This window comes from Coleofasciculus sp. E2-BRE-01 (assembly GCF_040221695.1).
In the GTDB taxonomy this organism is placed as follows: domain Bacteria; phylum Cyanobacteriota; class Cyanobacteriia; order Cyanobacteriales; family Coleofasciculaceae; genus Coleofasciculus.
Genome location: NZ_JAVKEA010000236.1, coordinates 1 through 16977 on the forward strand (window position 1 = coordinate 1; position 16977 = coordinate 16977).

Genomic DNA, 16977 nt, shown 5'->3' on the forward strand with positions numbered 1-16977 from the left:
GAAACCCGCCCCTACACAATCTCCCCCATCTGACACACCGAGCGTGTTACTGAGCGAAGCCGAAGTAAGTCGAGGTGTTCCCCATCTGCTGATAACTGATAACTACATCTGCGGTGCGATCGCATAATCCACTAACTGGGCTATTTTTTGCCGCAGGGTTTCTAGTCCTAACCGTTTGCTAGCGGAAATAAATATCCCTTGGGGAAATTCGTCTTGGGCTAAGACTAGGGTTTCACTGTCTACTTCGTCAATCTTGTTAAACACCACTAGAATCGGTCCTGGTGTCACGGGCATATCTGCCAAAATGGACATGACCGAACGAATGTGATTTTGCCATGCGGGATGGGATAAATCCACCAGATGAATTAACGCATCGGCTTCTGTCACCTCTTCCAACGTGGCGCGGAAGGAATCGACGAGGGGGGGTGGTAATTCGTGAATGAATCCCACGGTATCGGTTAGCAGAACCGTAATCGCTTCCCCCGTCTCCGCATAAGTAATCGGTAAACGTCGGGTAGTGGGGTCAAGGGTGGCAAACAATTGATCAGCGGTGTAGACTTCGGCATTCGTTAATGTATTTAACAACGTCGATTTGCCTGCATTTGTATAACCCACAACAGAAATCGTTGGCACATCTTGTTTTTGGCGTCGTTGTCGCATCCGCGATCGATGTGCCTGCAACTGATTCACCTCTTGTTGCAATCGGGCAATTCGGCGCTGAATCGCACGGCGTTCGGTTTCCAGTTTGGTTTCTCCGGGTCCACGAGTTCCAATTCCACCGCCTAACCGCGACATGGCTTGACCTCGACCCGTGAGGCGCGGCAGCATATATTCTAATTGGGCTAATTCGACTTGTAATTTCCCGGCACGGGATTGGGCGCGTTGGGCGAATATATCTAATATGACTTCCGTGCGATCAACGACTCGTACCCCAGTTTGGGCTTCTAAGTTGCGGACTTGGGCGGGGGATAAATCGCGGTCAAATACGACTAGATTCGCCCCTAATGTCTGCACCGTCAGGGCAATTTCCTGCACTTTTCCTGCGCCGACAACGGTTTGAGGATGGGGTTGCGATCGCCTCTGTCGCATCGTCTGTAATACTTCCCCTCCGGCGGTTTGCACCAGTCGGGCAATTTCGGCTAACCCGTCTTCAAACTGTCCCTTACTCATATTCCCTGTCATTAACCCAACAATCAACACCCGATCTTGATCAACATCGACGTGTTGGGCGATGAATTCGCGGCGGAATTCGGCTTCAAGTCCTTCAACTAAATCAAAGAAATCTTGTTTAGTCAACAGATCTAAACTTAATGCTGGGGATAAATGCCAACTCGGTTGACCATCGTTGTCTTGTTTCGATGACTGAGTAACGGGAATCAGGTGGGCTAAATAGGTTTCATTCACATATCCGGTTGCGCCTCCCCCCCGCCGTTCAAATCCCGACTCACTCACGGTTAGCATGACTAACGCATCCAAGCGTTGAATCGCCATGGCGGTTAAGTCAGTATTACGTGGGGTATGGGATTTGAGTTGAGTGGCGATACAGCGAATCCCACACAACCGTTCTGCACCATAGCGGGGTAACTCCAAGGGTGGGATTTTGGTTTGCGTTGGGGTTCCCACTCCCACTCGAATTACCTGTCCTCGACGATTCAGGTAAGTACATAAGGGCTGTTTGATATCAGCGCTAATCGCGGCTAACCGTTGGGCAAATTCCGGTGTGGTCAAGCGATCGCCCGGTAAGCGCTGGTGATAGAGGCGTTGCAGTTGTTTAAGCTGGCTAGGCTTTAAACCGACAAGATTGCCGTAGATCGTTTCGATAGGCGACTTCCAGTAAACTGGCTCCTGACTCTACTTTTGTTTATTTTAGATCCTCCCCGGTGTCAACGCACGAGGATTCCTTACCAGCCAATCCAAATGTAGGGGCGGGTTGAGGAATTCACGTAACGGGGAAATCACTACATTTCATCCAAAACCCGCCCTTCCCCCAATCTTGAACCCAATAATGGAGGGGCGGGTAATGAAACTCAATTAATGGGAAAATCAACCCAAACCCGCCCTTTCCCAATCTTCAACTCAACCGCTAACCTCATCCTAAATTCACCCCTAACGGTTAAGCAGAGGGCGGGTTTTGTTTTTCATTTATCGGTGGATATCTGAATTGATTCTCTAAACCCGCCCCTACAAATTGTCCCTAAACCCGCCCCTACAAATTGCCTTCAACCGCATTTGATATCTATTAGTACCACTTTGACTCGTTCAAATTCCCGCTTCAGCCGCGACACCACCTCGGAAGCCGTGGTTAATTGTTCTTCTTGCCCCATTCTTTCTAAATTTTCGCAATATTCCGAAAACGGTATTGCCCCTAAAGACGCACTGCTTGACTTGAGGGTATGAGCGGACTGTTCTAACCCTGCTGCATCGCTCTGGGCGATCGCGGTTTCCATCCCTTGGATTAATGTCGGAGTTCCGGTTAAGAAAATATCAATTAATTGGGCTAAACAGTCTGATGCAGCATCTCCCATTGCAGCTCGAAAGGCTTGCAGAATCTCCAGATTTAACGCCGCTTGACCCGTGGGTGCTGGTTGTATCTCTTCCTGTTTTGGCACAGACGGGTTCAAGACTTGAACGGATTGTGTAACGTGAATCGACTGGCTGCTATCGCCTTCCATGGCAACAATCTCAGGACAGGCGGCAGTTTCCCAGACGCGCCGTGGCGCGTCTCTACAAGTTCCCTCATCCTCCCGTGGCAAACATTCATGCAACGCTCGAACCAATTCCTCAACCCGAATCGGCTTGCTAATATAGTCATCCATACCAGCACGCAGACATTTTTCCCGATCGCCTTGCATGGCATTGGCGGTCATGGCAATAATTCGAGGGCGGGCGGCAGTTTCCCAGGTTTGGCAGATGTGTTGCGTGGCAGTTAACCCATCCATGTCCGGCATGTGTACATCCATGAAGACCACATCGTAGGGCTGACGCTGCAAGGCTTCTAGCACTTCTAAACCATTGGCAGCAATATCGGCTCGATACCCCATCCGTCCCAGCAGTTGCAGCGCTAACTGTTGGTTGACCATATTGTCTTCCGCGACTAAAATTCGCAGGGGTAGCCGCTGTGCCAAGGTCGCGTCAAGTTGGAGGGATTGGGTCCGCGATCGCTTGATTCTGTGGGGTTGACCGCTAAACACTCGAACTAATGTCTCGTAGAGTTGCGACTGCTTCACGGGTTTGTTCAGAAATGCCGCCAACTCCGCCTTCGCTAATCCCGATAGTCCTTCCGCACCCCCCAATGAGGTGAGCATCATTAACGGTAATTGCTGATACTTGGGCTTTTGGTGAATCGCAGTAGCTAGGGTTAAACCATCCATTCCCGGCATTTGCATATCTAAAATTGCTAACTCGAAATCCTCCTCCTGAGTCATTCGCGTCAGCGCGTCTTCCCCAGACTCAACCGCTTGGGGGATCATTCCCCAGGACTGGGTTTGCAGCGTCAAAATTTGTCGGTTTGTGGCGTTATCATCGACGATCAGGACTCGCCGTCCCGCTAGCTGAGGTTGATTGATGGAGATATTATCCCCCAACTCAGCAATCGACTCCGCCACAATCGTAAAATAAAACGTCGAGCCAACTCCCACCTGACTCTCTACCCATGTTATCCCCCCCATCATTTCACTGAGACGTTTGCTGATGGCTAATCCTAATCCCGTACCCCCATATTGGCGTGAGGTTGAGGAATCCACTTGAGTAAAGGACTGAAATAGCAGGGGGAGGCGATCAGCAGGAATGCCAATTCCTGTGTCCTTAATTGCAAACTGAATCTCGTAATTGGGGAAAGTCGCAGCAGACATCGGTAACGCTTCATTCCCGAATTCTTTGGCATTGACTTCAACCGTTACTTCCCCTTCATGAGTAAATTTAATCGCATTTCCCAATAAGTTGACCAAGATTTGCCGCAGGCGGGTAACATCCCCGACAATTCGGTCTGGCGTCCCGGGTTTAATCAGATAAGCCAATTCCAATTTTTTCTGGGCAGCTTTGGGCGCCAGTAAGTCGAGGGCTTCTTCAATACAAGTTCGCAGACCAAAGGGGTGTTCTTCTAAATCCAGCTTGCCCGATTCAATCTTAGAAAAGTCTAGGATATCATTAATAATGACCAGCAACGCATCACCGCAATTGCGAATGGTTTCGGTGAATTCCTGCTGCTGGGGAGTAAGTTGGGTATCTAAAAGCAATCCAGTCATGCCAATCACCCCATTCATCGGCGTGCGGATTTCGTGACTCATCGTCGCCAGAAAATCCCCTTTGGCACGGGTGGCGGCTAAGGCTTCATCCCGAGTTCGAGCTAACTCGATTGCCGTCTGCTGTAACTGGGCTTCCGCTTGCTCACGCTCAATAATCCGCTGCTGTAACCCTTCTAGGGTTTGTTGCAGTTGACCCGCCATGCGGTTAAATGCGGCTTTTAGTTGCCCGATTTCGTCATTGTGGGTAATTTCAGCACGGCGATTCAGTTCACCGTTAGCTAGGGCTTGTGCTAGTTCGGCTAACTCTTGCAATGGATAACGAACTTGTCGATTAAACAGGATAATCGTAACGGTTGCCAGCAAAATACTAATTGAAATGGAGGCAATTAACGTGGTGACTGTCGAGTGGTATAACTCTTGTTGAAGATTAGCAATAGAATAGCCGAGACGAACTTCTCCCAGGGATTGACCCCCGGAAACAATAGGTTTGCGGAATTCGCGCACGACGGGGTTCTGGGCGACAGCAGAAATCAGGGCAAGGAGATCACCTTCAGACGCCGTAAACTCCATCGCTTCTGCCACAATTGGTTCGTTCTGATTGATAAACCGAGTTAACGGTTTTCCCTCTGAATCAAGAACGACGCTGTAGACAATATTATCATCCACATTGGTTTGTTTCATCAACCGTTCTAGAGTCAAGAAGTCCCAATCGAGAACGGCTTCTGGACTGACGGCGCTTAAAAATTCAGCCTGATCTTCGGCTCGTTGCTCAAGGTTGGTTAACTGAACAGAAAATCGTCTGTTGATCTGCAAAACGCCAAAGAGTAATTGGCTGACAACTAAGACACTACTGGCAATTCCCAGATAGCGGAGAGTAATGCTTTGATTCCACTTGCCTAATGTTTTTCGTTTGAGAGTCATCGTCGGCGTCTCTATTAAGTAGGTAGGGACAATAAAAGTTAACGGTGGGGATCGTCATTGGTCATTGGTCATTGGTCATTTGTAAGGGCTTGAGGGCTATTCACATAACTTAATATAGTTGAGTTTATTTCCACCAACCTACTTACAGTTTTAGTGAAACTAACTAAGGTTTGGCGTTCCAGCTTTTGAGCTTTAAGGTTTCAATTAAGCGATCGAGTTCGGAATAGTCGGCGGCTGGCGTAAATTTCTCTAATCGGGCAGCTGTTAGGGCAGGATGATTAGCGGGAATGTTCAGCAGTGTTTCCTTAACTTTGTCCACGAGTTGCGGATCAGTATCCTGGAGTGCAGCCAAAGACCACTCTGGATAGAGCGCCGTGGTATGTTTGTAGTAGAAATTGTCGTTGGCTGGGTTGATAATTCTTACCACATCGGTACTGTTTATTAATCCTTTGTTGACCATTTTTTCCAATTGCCCAGTCCGAATAAAGCCTACCTCAATTGTGCCATTGAGAACCGCTAAGACAATGTTGTCCTGGGATTTATTTTCGACAAAACTCCTAAAATCTGTAAAGGGATCGATCCCATTTTTCTGCAGGTGATAGAGTTGAAAAACACAACCCGCCGCAGCGGTTTCAAAATCCACACAAGCGGCTGTCTTTCCCCGTAAGTCTTCCAGAGTTTGAATGTCACTATCCCGTTTGACGATAATTAAGGCGCTAAATTCTGCACCCGTTTGGGGGCGAACATGGGTGGTGAGAAATTCGGTATTGTAGAGCCGACGAATTTGGACAGCAGCGAGGGGGTTATTTAGGATAAAATCTAGATTTTCTTCTGCTACTTCAGTAAATTGACTGTCCTGGGTTAAGGGGATTAATTCAAAGGGACGACCCGTAACTTCAGAGAGATAGTTCAATAAAGGACTATAGCGTTCGTTAACGGATACGGCACTATCAATAGCAAGAATTCCCACTCTAATCAGTTCTTCGCTGACTTGCTGCACGGCGGTGGTTTCGACGGAGGACGTTGGTGGAGATTCAGCGATTTCTGTTTCCGTTCTGGCACAGCTTGTTAAAGATAGAAGCAGACTGAGGAGGAGCAACCAGAAGGCAGAGGGCTGAGGACTGAAGGCGGTACGATTTAGGGTGTTTGTTTGGCGTTTATTATCATTTTTCATCAGTAAGAGTAAGGGGGGGAAGTTTGTTAACATTTCTTAACGCAAATTACAAGATTTATGTCCAGGTACTTACATAGCAAAAGGCAGAGGGCAGAGGGCTCCAAGGCAGAAGGGAAAAGATTGACGGATCTTGGTTTGGCGCATTTTGCTTTGTCCTAATCGCTCATGTAGACTGCTATAACTCCCCTAAACGATTAAGACAATCTAATTTTCAACAAAGAAAAGTCATCAGGAAGGACACCATTATAACTGAGGGATTGGATATGATGAAAAACGTGCATTAAAGTGTTATTGGTAGAAAAATTGGTAATTTCTAGAACTTCAGAGAATTCATGAAGTCCCCAAATTTTGCCATTGTCTTGATGAATTTCATAAACTCCGTCACTAAATAAATAGAGTGTACTATCGGGTTTGATTTCACATAAATTGTCATCAAAATCAGCTTCGGGAAGCATCCCAATGGGAATACTCTTCGCTTCCAACCGTTTCATGGGAGTTGAAGCATCAGGTAGCAAAAGAGCGGGTGGATGTCCAGCACAAGCATAAACTAAGGTGCGATTAGTCTGGTTGTAAACGCCATACCAAATAGTGAAATAATCATCTCCGGTATCACCCATCTGAAAGATGGTATTAAGTGCCGTGAGAACCGCGCTGGGTTGGTAAAAATTGGTGTTAGCTAAAGATTGCGATCGCAAGATATTTAACACTGATACCGATAACAGGGCTGACTTCACCCCATGTCCGGCGACATCTAACAGGTACATGACTAAATGTTCGGAATCCAGCCAATAATAATCAAAGGCATCACCCCCTAACTGCAACGAGGGAACAAACTGCTGTTCAATCGTGACAACCGATTCCGTAATGGGGCGCGGTAAGAGCGATCGCACATAGTCAGCGGCTTGATTTAATTCCTGTTGTAAAATCTGATTTTGGCGCTGCAATTCTTCCTCAGCTTGCTTGCGCTTAGTGATATCATTGAGTGTGCCAGAAATTCCTCTGAGAGTCCCATTGCCATTTAAGAGGAGGCGGGCATACACTTCAATATAGCCTACCGTCCCATTTTTTGATAAATAGCGAACTTGGTAACAGCAATCTGGCATTTGAGAGGTGAGATTCTGTTCGGCTATTTGATCTTCATCAACCTGTAAGGCGTTAACTGGATAGGATTGGAGTAGATGGTGGAAATGGGCATCATGTTCGTGACGATCATCGGGATGAATGAAGTCTACAAAGCGCTTACCAAGACTTTCATGAATCGAAAATCCTGTAATTTCTGTCCAAGCAGGATTAAGAAAAGTTAATTGTCGTTCAGCATTCATTTGGAAAATCACTTCTTTCAGGTTTTCCACCACAGAACGATATTGCTTCTCGCTTTTGCGTAACGCCTTCTCCGCCCAACTCGCTTCCAGCAAACGACGCACTCGTCGCCGCAACACGGGGGCGTGAATGGGTTTAGTCACATAATCCACAGCACCCGCTTCAAACGCCCGATCCACCGAGGTTTGGTCATCCAATCCCGTAATCATTAAAATAGGAGTGCGATCGCATCCCATCAAGGTTTGCAGTTTGCTACAACAGGTAAAACCATCCATCTCTGGCATCATGGCATCAAGCAGTACCATATCCGGTTGTAGCTGGGCGTAAGTCGCAAGACATTGTTCTCCATTCTCTACTTCTTCGACTCTGTTCCCCTCTTTTTCGAGAATTTGACGCAGCATGATCCGCGTAAATCGGTCATCATCAACAATAAGAATCAAGGCAGAATTTGAGTGAATTGAGTGACTCATGCGATCAGATTAAATATTAATCAGTTTAATTATGAGCAATGCTGATGTACCAGTGGTTTTCCACTGTACGTCAGTGTTATTCCGTTAATTGTGGACTCGACACTGCCACAGACACCAGCGAAGAATTACGGTAATTTGTCTTAAGTCACAAAAACTCTATCCTAGAATTCACGTATTGACAAAATTCAAAAAATGTGTTTAAGATCGTCATTCATCATAAGTCACCTTTGTAGGTTGGGTTGAGGAACGAAACCCAACAAGAACAGGTTCGACAATACTGACTCACCCAGGGAGCGCGATCGCGAACTAATCCAACAAACGTTTCCTGTCTATTGGCTATCTTTAACGCGACTGGGTACAAGTCAGCCAGAGCCGTCCTCCTGCCAAGAAATTACTCGGACGTTGTCAAAGGTTTCAATCCACACCTTAGCTCCACATCTGGGACTATCGGGACGATATACAACCCGGCATCCTCCCGGTATTTCCACCTCATGACCATAGATATTAGTCTTGCCCTTTTGAGTCCCCTGTTTCTTGGCGTCAATCCCCGACGCGGGGTCGCCCCACTTCTTCACCGTAATCACCGGCTGGCGTTGTTGGTATTTTTGATTGGAGCGAATTCTTTGTGAATTGACGTGAATGATTGTTTTCGCTGGCTTTCGGTGATTGCGCCAACGCGGAGCCGGACCTCTTTTCCCGCGCTTAATTAGGGGTTTACCACTAAATAGAGGCATTAACCACATCCTCCCAGTCTTGTAAGCCCCTTCCACTCTGCCTTGGAGCAGCAGGACTCGCAGTCGAGCCGTGGAGATATTTAAAATTTCAGCCGCTTCTTTTGTACCGACAATCATAGTAACTAGAAAGATAGCGTAATAGTTTTAAGGAGTATACTATACCCGTTATCAGAATTCAACCCAAGCCCAATCAACTTTCCCTGTGGGATAAGTAGGTGGACAGAATTAACGTCAACGGTGAAGAACTCGCGGAGCGCCAAGCAAGCTACGTCATTTGTAAGGGTTTGAGGCTTGTTTACTTGCACTTAGTAAGGAGAAAACACGACACCCTTCAGGGTAAACGTCGTGTGCCTGGGAACTTGGGAAGACAATTAGAACTGTTTTCTTCTATGTCACTCAGTAAATTTACGGATTAAGTAAATTTACGGATTAGATTGCCTTCCCTTCATCAAAAATTCATAGTTTTCCCGGATGTAAGAGACAGTCATGACTGACTAAGATGTTTATCGTTCAGGAGTTAGTCATGAACGTAAACAGTTTCAATTATGGTTTAGAGTTTTTTCTCTTCCTGCGAAATGTAGGTAGAATGCGCTGGCATTACCGAAGGATTTTTATCTGGAGTGTTGGGTTGTGGATATTGAGTGTTGGTAGGTTACAGGCAATTAGTCAAGCTGTTTTTACTCAGGTAGATTCTATGCCATTTTCGGATAATTTGGTTGAATTGGATGCGACGCTAGCTGAGAACTCGGTTATTCCTAAGTCAGGAATAAAAGAGAACCTGTCGTTACATCGGACTCACGATAGTCCGCCAATTTCTAAGTCTACTATTTCCCCATCTTTAGAACCAATACCCTACCCGTCTCCGCCAGAGGTAACGTTGGATTTTGCTTTAGCGTCATCCCCAGAAACACCCACTCAGATGGATAATCGTTTGACTGAAGTTTCCTCCACTGAACTGCACTATCCATTTGATCAATCACCCGTATTGATGGCTGCACCAGACAACTTTAATCCGGGGTTACGATTGCCGCCGGAATCTCCAGAGTTGCCATCCCAACCGAGTTCAGTTTCGTCTTCGGCTGAGTCGATTGTTTTAGAAAGTTTAACGACTGATTTTCGCTATGATCATGATAACTTTGACCAACGGAATCTCTTTATCGAAGAAACTGCTCAATTTCGTTTACGGAATGGGAATATCGTCCGATTTAAAACAGGATTTAATTCCTTCAAGCATCCTGATGTTGATTCCGTAACCAATATTCCAATTCAAGTCGGTTGGGAGGGGAAAATTGAGCAAGTAACAGTGGAGGTTGCTGGAGGCATTGATTGGTTTGACCGTTTGCCAACGGCGCTGAATTTGAGCGCTAGGGTGGAAGCGCCTATTGCGGTTAAGGTGAGTCCGACGGGAGAGTTGGAATCGGGAATTTTCCCCGCCTTTATCGTCGAACAAGCACCCTATAAGTTTAATGCTGAAACGCTGGATAATCAAATCACAGCTTGGCGATTTGGTCCCAACGTATATTGGCAGATTGCCCCAGATACTAGCTTCTTTACCTTTCTGAGAGTGGGGCTTTATAACGATGGGAATCAAGAGTGGCAATCCTTTAGTCGGCTAGAGCAGAAAATTGGTCAGTTTTATCTGGCGGCTAATCTGTTTACCTGGAGTTATCAAGAGGATTTAGAGATGCAAAATGGCTATTTTTCGCCGCCGGATTTCCTGGTTTACAATGCCGAGTTTGGTTGGGAAGGCGATGTCTTTGATTTTCTGAGTTGTCGGTTAGCAGCAACATTAGGACGCCAGCGATTAGATGGAGAATTTGATAATGCTAATGGGTATGAAGCCCGTTGTACAGCTAAGATTTCGCCTAATGTAGAGGCAGATTTTGGTTATCGCTATACCAATGTTCAGAATCGAGCAACGGGGGATAGTGACTATAACAATGATGCCTTTAGCGGACAGGTGCGGATTTCTTTTTAGGTCATTGGTCATTGGTCATTGGTCATTGGTCATTGGTCATTCGTCATTGGTCATTGGTCATTGGTCATTCGTCATTGGTCATTGGTCATTCGTCAAAGCTTGAGTAGTATTGACTAAATTTGATTTAGTTTGGTTTATTTTTACCCGTCTACTTATGACTGAGTTAAATTTCAATAAATCGGTTTATCAAGGAGCATCATGAGTATTAATTTTGAGCCACCACCCAAAAAAATATCTCTTTTGGTTTGTGCTGGAGGAATTGCCACAGCCATTGCCGCGATCGCGAGTTTGGAAACCCTGTCGAATCAACCAAATATTGAGTCTATTCCATCACCCGAAGCCTCGGTTTCTCAAGTCGTTACCCCTAAGACTAAGGAAAACCCTAAATTGGCGAAACTCGATGCTGAATCGGTAAAATTGCCCGGTACTCCAGTCACCTCTGCTGAACTCAAAGCGGCGGAACGTTCAGTGATTCCTCCGGGTGCAGGTACATTAACCCCAGCGGAAATGGCAATGGCTGAACAAGCCTGGAAGTATTTTGAACACAACTGGAATGATCAAACCGGATTGGTGAATTCTGCTGATGGATTTGCCTCAGTAACGATGTGGGATCAAGGGGCGGCAATTGCGGCATTAGTGAGTGCTAAAGAACTGGAGATTATCCCAGAGTCTGAATTTAAGACTAAGATGAGTCGCCTGTTGAAAACACTGGCAACGATGCCGCTTTATAACGACGAATTGCCGAATAAAGTCTATAATTCTAAAACATTAATGCCTGTTGATTATGGTCAACTGGACAAGAAAGAGGAAATCGGTTGGTCAGCCATTGATTTGGGGCGATTGGCGTTATGGCTGAAGATTGTCGGCGCGAAATATCCAGAGTTTAAATCAGAAACGGAAGCCGTTTGGGATCATTGGCAGGTTGATCGGTTGACAGAAAATAATCAGATGTATGGCACTAGCGTTGTTAATGGCAAAGAGCAATATAATCAGGAAGGGCGCTTGGGCTATGAAAATTATGCGGCTTATGGTTTGAAGTTGTGGGATTTGAATGTTCAGAAGGCGTTGGATTTTGCTGAAAATGTGGCGTTTGTGGATCTTTATGGTCAAGGGGTTCCTTATGACAAGCGAGATTATGAAACGTCGGAAGCGAATAACTATGTCCTTAGCGAACCTTATATTTTAGATGGGATTGAAACCGGGTTTAAGGCTTTGCCGAAAGCTTACGCGGATCGACTTTTAGCGGCACAAGAATCCCGGTACAATGCCACGAATCAATTAACGGCGGTAACTGAAGATAATTTGGATCGTCCGCCTTATTTTGTCTACGGCACTTTGTTCGCCAATGGGGAAGCCTGGGCAACGATTACTGATACTCGCGAAAATCATGATAATTTGCGCTTTATCAGCACGAAAGCGGCGCTGGGTTGGCACGTTCTTTACAATACGGATTACACCGATAAGTTGTTTGAGTTTGTCCAAGATAATCTCAAAGCGGATAAGGGATGGTACAACGGGTTTTATGAGTCGTTAGATGAACCGAATAAATCCCTGACGGCGAATAATAATGGTGTGATTATGGAACTGTTTCTCTACAAAAAAGTTGGCGAACCGCTGATCGAATGGGCAGGGGTGAGGGAATAGGTTTGTAGGGGCGGGTTTTACCGATAACGTGAGGGTTCAAACTATTAATGTAACCCAACCCGCCCTGACAGAGTTTTGAATGTGAAAAGGAATGGTGCGTTACGCTACGCTAACGCACCCTACAGATAGAGACTCGCTATCTGCTTTTTGTCCTGAAGCATTCCTCCGTAAATCTAACTAATTCTCCAATCCGGACTAAACAAATCTCCGTAGGTATACGGTTTTCCGGCTTCATTTTTTTGCGTCTAATAAAAAAAGAGTTAAGTAAGTAGCCGGATAAAAGAAAACGATACCCTACTCAGTCTTGTAAACAAGCCTCAAATCCTTACAAATGACAAAGGACAAATGACAAATAACAAATGACGTTACTTGTTCTAGCGTAAACATTGATTCTTATGCTGCCAAAACATTCTCGCCAAACCGCCTTACAACTAATTGCTTTATTCCTCATCGGAGCAATTTCTCCTTCACTATTGATTCAGTTTCCCCAAACAGCATTGGCTCAAATGCCCACTTCTGCGCCTACTACCTGTGCGGAAATTACTGCCCCGCTAACAGCAGAGGAACAACTTTATGCCCAGACAGCTTGGCAGTATTTTCTCAATAACTATCAGCCAGAAACAGGATTCACCAACTCCAGCAATGACTATCCCTCCGGTACAATCTGGGATATGGGAAATTATTTAATGGCACTGAATTCAGCCCGGTGGTTAAATTTAATTGACCAGGAAGAGTTTGACTATCGCCTGAATCAGTTTTTAACGGGTTTGGAAACGTTGAGGTTATTTGAAGATAGCCTACCGAACAAAGTGTATAACACCGAAACCGGACAACTTGTTGATTATGCCAATACTCCTATCGAACGAGGAATTGGTTGGTCGGCGTTGGATATTGGTCGCTTATTAGCCGCATTTGATGTAATTCGGACTTGTCATCCCCAGTATGAAGATTGGCTATCCAGAATTCTCCAGACATGGGATATTAAGCGATCGCTTAACGATGGACACCTCTATGGCGCTACGGTTTTACCGGATAATCAAACCCTATTGGTGCAAGAAGGGCGTCTGGGTTATGAAGAATATGCGGCGAGAGGCTACGAACTTTGGGGCTTTAATGCGGCGAAAGCTGTCTCCTTTGAACCGTTTAAGTTGGTGGAGATTAATGGGGTGCAAATTCCTGTGGATACTCGCGATTACCAAACCACCAATGCTAATAACTATGTGGTAAGTGAGTCCTATATTTTAGATGGGATTGAATTTGGCTTCCAGGGAGATATTGCGGATTATGCGGCTAGGGTTTTAGAGGTTCAAAAACGTCGCTATGAACAAACGGGACAACTCACGGCGGTGACAGAGGATAATATTGATCAACCGCCCTATTTTCTCTACAATACGGTTTACGCCAATGGCGTTCCCTGGGCAACAATTACCGATCGCAACGAGTCTCACTCAGCGTTACGCAGCATCAGCACCAAAGCCGCCTTCGGTTGGCACTATCTCTATCCCGATAATGATTACGCCAAAACCCTGTTTGAGGCGGTGAAAGACTTACGCAGTCCCGATGGTGGTGGGTTTTATGCGGGATTGTATGAGGAAACTCAAGCACCGAATACCGCCTTAACCGGGAATACCAATGGCTTAATTCTAGAGATTCTCTACTATAAAGCCAGAGGAAATCAACCCTTAATTGGCAGCAATGGCGTCAGCGTTTCCACCGGAAAACCGGGAAGAGAAGCCGTGGTTTCCCCTAGAACTCATTCCACCTCCACCCCGCCTGCGGTAGCGATTCAACCCCTCCCTCCAGTCGGAAAACCCCAGTCCTCAACTTGTCCCCCTCTGGCAACACCCCTCACGGATACCCAACGGCGTCAGGGGGAGAGGGCGTGGCAGTATTTCCAAACAACCTATCAACAGAATACAGGCTTGGTGAACGATCGCGCGGATTTAAACGGGGCTACGCTATGGGGATTAGGGGATTATCTAGCTGCCCTCCATGCCGCCCGTACTCTAGATATTATCTCAGCGGCGGAATTTAGCGATCGCACTCGTCATCTGTTAGCCGCGTTGCAGCAGTTACCTCTATTTGCCGGACAATTACCCCATCGAGGCTATGATACCCAATCCTTACACCCCATCGACTACGGCGGTAATCCCAGTGTCAAGGGTAGCACCAATCCCACGGCTGAAGGGACAGGTTGGTCGGCGTTGGATTTGGGACGACTATTGGCGGCGTTGTATACATTGAAAACTTGTCATCCAGAATACACTGATGTGGTGGATCATCTGGTCTTAGATTGGTCCTATTCCCCAGTCATCCGGGATGGGAGACTCTATAGCGCCAGGGTGACACAGGACAACAATGGACGACTGCGAACCCATGTCACACCCGAAACCAGCCTCGGTTATGTAGACTATGCGGTACGGGCATTTCAACTCTGGGGGTTCAACGTTACCCCGTCTCAGAGTAGCCAGAACTATCCGACAACCCTGGTTGAAGATGTTCCCGTACCCTTAGCCAGCCCAGACTCCTCCACGGTTAGCAATCCCTTTCTCCTCTACGGCTTAGAATTTGGCTTTGATCCTGCCATGATGGCGTTGGTGCAACCCCTCCTGCAAGCCCAAGCCCAACGCTATCGTCGCACAGGTACAGTCACAGGGGCGGCGACTACCCTCCTGGATCAACCGCCCTATATTGTCAATAGCACGATTATTGGCAAGGGCAAACCCTGGGCAACTCTGGATGATCAGGGAAACTCGGTTCCCGACAATCGCACTGTGAGTACAGCCGTTGGCTTTGGCTTTCATGCCCTATTCCCGAACCATGACTATACTCAGCAGCTATGGGAGGCAATCCGCGATCGCTATGATTCCCAATCCGGTTACTATGAGGGATTTTATGAGAAAACCGGGGAAACTGCCAAGGGATTGAGTGGTAGTACCAACAGTCTGATCTTGCAATCCCTACTCTACACCGCCACCGATCAGCAACCCCTGATTCGCCCCCAAACCGCCCTGAATTCTCCCTGGTGGCAAGCGGTAGCAGCGGGGGATTCCGGTCAAGGATTGCCGACGACGGTTCAGCAAACTGCCCAGTTCATCAGGGGAACAGCGGGAACCTACTGGCGTTCCACCCCCATCAAACCCATACCCCCACAAGCCGCAACTGACGTCTCCGCTAACCTGGCTGAACCCCGTTTAACCCCAGCCGATCAAATCGCTGCCCAGCAAGCGTGGCAATATTTTGAGCGAAATTGGCATCCGCAAACGGGTTTAATTAATCCGGTGGAGAACTATCCCTGGGCAACGTTTTGGGATATTGGGAGTTCAATATTAGGTATCCATGCTGCCTATCAATTAGGACTGATTAACCAACACCGATTTAATACCATGACCGATCGGATGTTGCAAACCCTAGAAACCCTGCCCATGCCCGCCACCGGATTACCGGATAAAATTTATAACACCCAGACTGCCCAAATGCAAGGGAAAAATGGCTGGTCAGCCTTAGATATGTCCCGATTTTTACTCTCATTACATATTGTGCGATCGCACTATCCCAATTACCGCGATCGCATCAATTCAATGATTGAATCGTGGCAGATTTCCCAACTGGAAAAAGAGGGGTGGCTTTACGGCAATAATCCCACAGCCAATCAACCGATCCGTTTATTCCAAGAAGGACGATTGGGGTATGAGCAATATGCTGCCCACAGTTTAAAGTTATGGGGAATTGAAGCCGAAAATGCCCTGTATAATCCCCCCATCCAAACCCTTGAAGTCGAGGGAATTTCCCTACAAATTGACCAGCGCAATTTCGCCAATTCCAACGCCAGCAATTATCTTACCAGTGATCCCTATCTTCTCTGGGGACTGGAATTAGGATTACCCAACTCCGCCAAACAGCAAGTCCACAATTTACTCCACGTTCAGGCGCAACGGTTTGAACGCACAGGCATTTTAACGGCGGTGAATGAAGATTCCCTCGATCGCGACCCCCACTTTTTATACTACAGTGTTTACGCCAATGGCGAACCCTGGAACATCATTGATAGTCAGGGAAAGTCCCATCCTCACTTACGATTTTTAAGTACCAAAGCCGCCTTCGCCTGGAATGCCTTACGACCGGATCACCCCTATACCCAGACATTAAGAGCAACCGTTGAGACTTTAGCGGAACGCGATCGCGGTTTCTTCGCAGGGCGTTATGAAAATTCCCAACTTGGAGACAATACTGTCTTTAATGTTAATACCAATGCGGTTATTCTGGAAAGTTTACTTTACAAAGTACGGGGAGAACGTCCATTAGCGTTTTGAAACATCATGATATCACATTCACCTAATCCTAACTCCGGGTTCATTATTCCCTATCTCCTGCCTTCTGCCTTCTATAGCGCTACGCGAAGCGGGAATAGGGAACGGGGAATAGGGAATAGGGAAGAAAAAAGCTTACTTTAAAAGGGATTGAGGGATTTTATTTTTTTGTCATTTGTCCT

Annotated in this window: 8 protein-coding genes; 3 read left to right on the top strand and 5 right to left on the bottom strand. The window is 46.7% G+C overall.

Annotated features, from left to right (window positions below):
- Nucleotides 1-102: 102 nt before the first annotated feature.
- The 5 genes from hflX to RIG66_RS32355 form a co-directional block, all read right to left on the bottom strand.
- Nucleotides 103-1821 carry a GTPase HflX gene (hflX, locus tag RIG66_RS32335; protein WP_446384037.1) on the bottom strand — a complete coding sequence of 573 codons (1719 nt, stop codon included), beginning with the start codon at nt 1819-1821 and terminating at the stop codon, nt 103-105.
- Nucleotides 1822-2219: 398 nt separating this feature from the next.
- Nucleotides 2220-5165, bottom strand: a complete 2946-nt coding sequence (locus RIG66_RS32340; protein WP_446383987.1) for a response regulator — start codon at nt 5163-5165, stop codon at nt 2220-2222.
- 163 nt (nt 5166-5328) lie between these two features.
- On the bottom strand, nt 5329-6339 hold the full coding sequence (locus RIG66_RS32345; protein ID WP_446383989.1) for a phosphate/phosphite/phosphonate ABC transporter substrate-binding protein: 1011 nt from the start codon (nt 6337-6339) through the stop codon (nt 5329-5331).
- Between the two features lie 194 nt (nt 6340-6533).
- Nucleotides 6534-8129, bottom strand: coding sequence for a SpoIIE family protein phosphatase (locus RIG66_RS32350; protein ID WP_446383991.1), 1596 nt, complete (start codon nt 8127-8129; stop codon nt 6534-6536).
- A gap of 362 nt (nt 8130-8491) precedes the next feature.
- Nucleotides 8492-8980, bottom strand: a complete 489-nt coding sequence (locus RIG66_RS32355) for a DNA-binding protein (protein ID WP_446383993.1) — start codon at nt 8978-8980, stop codon at nt 8492-8494.
- 406 nt (nt 8981-9386) lie between these two features.
- On the opposite strand from RIG66_RS32355, the gene RIG66_RS32360 reads away from it, so the two are divergent.
- From RIG66_RS32360 to RIG66_RS32370, 3 genes are all read left to right on the top strand, one after another.
- Entirely contained in the window at nt 9387-10841 is a 1455-nt protein-coding gene (locus RIG66_RS32360) for a hypothetical protein (RefSeq protein ID WP_446383995.1), read from the top strand.
- 198 nt (nt 10842-11039) lie between these two features.
- The gene (locus tag RIG66_RS32365) at nt 11040-12485 is read left to right on the top strand and encodes a DUF3131 domain-containing protein (RefSeq protein WP_446383997.1); all 1446 of its coding nucleotides are present in this window, start codon (nt 11040-11042) and stop codon (nt 12483-12485) included.
- 395 nt (nt 12486-12880) lie between these two features.
- Nucleotides 12881-16798 carry a DUF3131 domain-containing protein gene (locus tag RIG66_RS32370; RefSeq protein ID WP_446383999.1) on the top strand — a complete coding sequence of 1306 codons (3918 nt, stop codon included), beginning with the start codon at nt 12881-12883 and terminating at the stop codon, nt 16796-16798.
- Nucleotides 16799-16977 lie beyond the last annotated feature (179 nt).

Excerpts from the sequence above, each read along its gene's own strand:
- RIG66_RS32355 (WP_446383993.1), bottom strand. The coding sequence starts at position 8,980 with ATGATTGTCGGTACAAAAGAAGCGGCTGAAATTTTAAATATCTCCACG.
- RIG66_RS32340 (WP_446383987.1), bottom strand. The coding sequence starts at position 5,165 with ATGACTCTCAAACGAAAAACATTAGGCAAGTGGAATCAAAGCATTACT.
- RIG66_RS32360 (WP_446383995.1), top strand. The coding sequence starts at position 9,387 with ATGAACGTAAACAGTTTCAATTATGGTTTAGAGTTTTTTCTCTTCCTG.
- RIG66_RS32370 (WP_446383999.1), top strand. The coding sequence starts at position 12,881 with ATGCTGCCAAAACATTCTCGCCAAACCGCCTTACAACTAATTGCTTTA.
- RIG66_RS32365 (WP_446383997.1), top strand. The coding sequence starts at position 11,040 with ATGAGTATTAATTTTGAGCCACCACCCAAAAAAATATCTCTTTTGGTT.
- RIG66_RS32350 (WP_446383991.1), bottom strand. The coding sequence starts at position 8,129 with ATGAGTCACTCAATTCACTCAAATTCTGCCTTGATTCTTATTGTTGAT.
- RIG66_RS32345 (WP_446383989.1), bottom strand. The coding sequence starts at position 6,339 with ATGAAAAATGATAATAAACGCCAAACAAACACCCTAAATCGTACCGCC.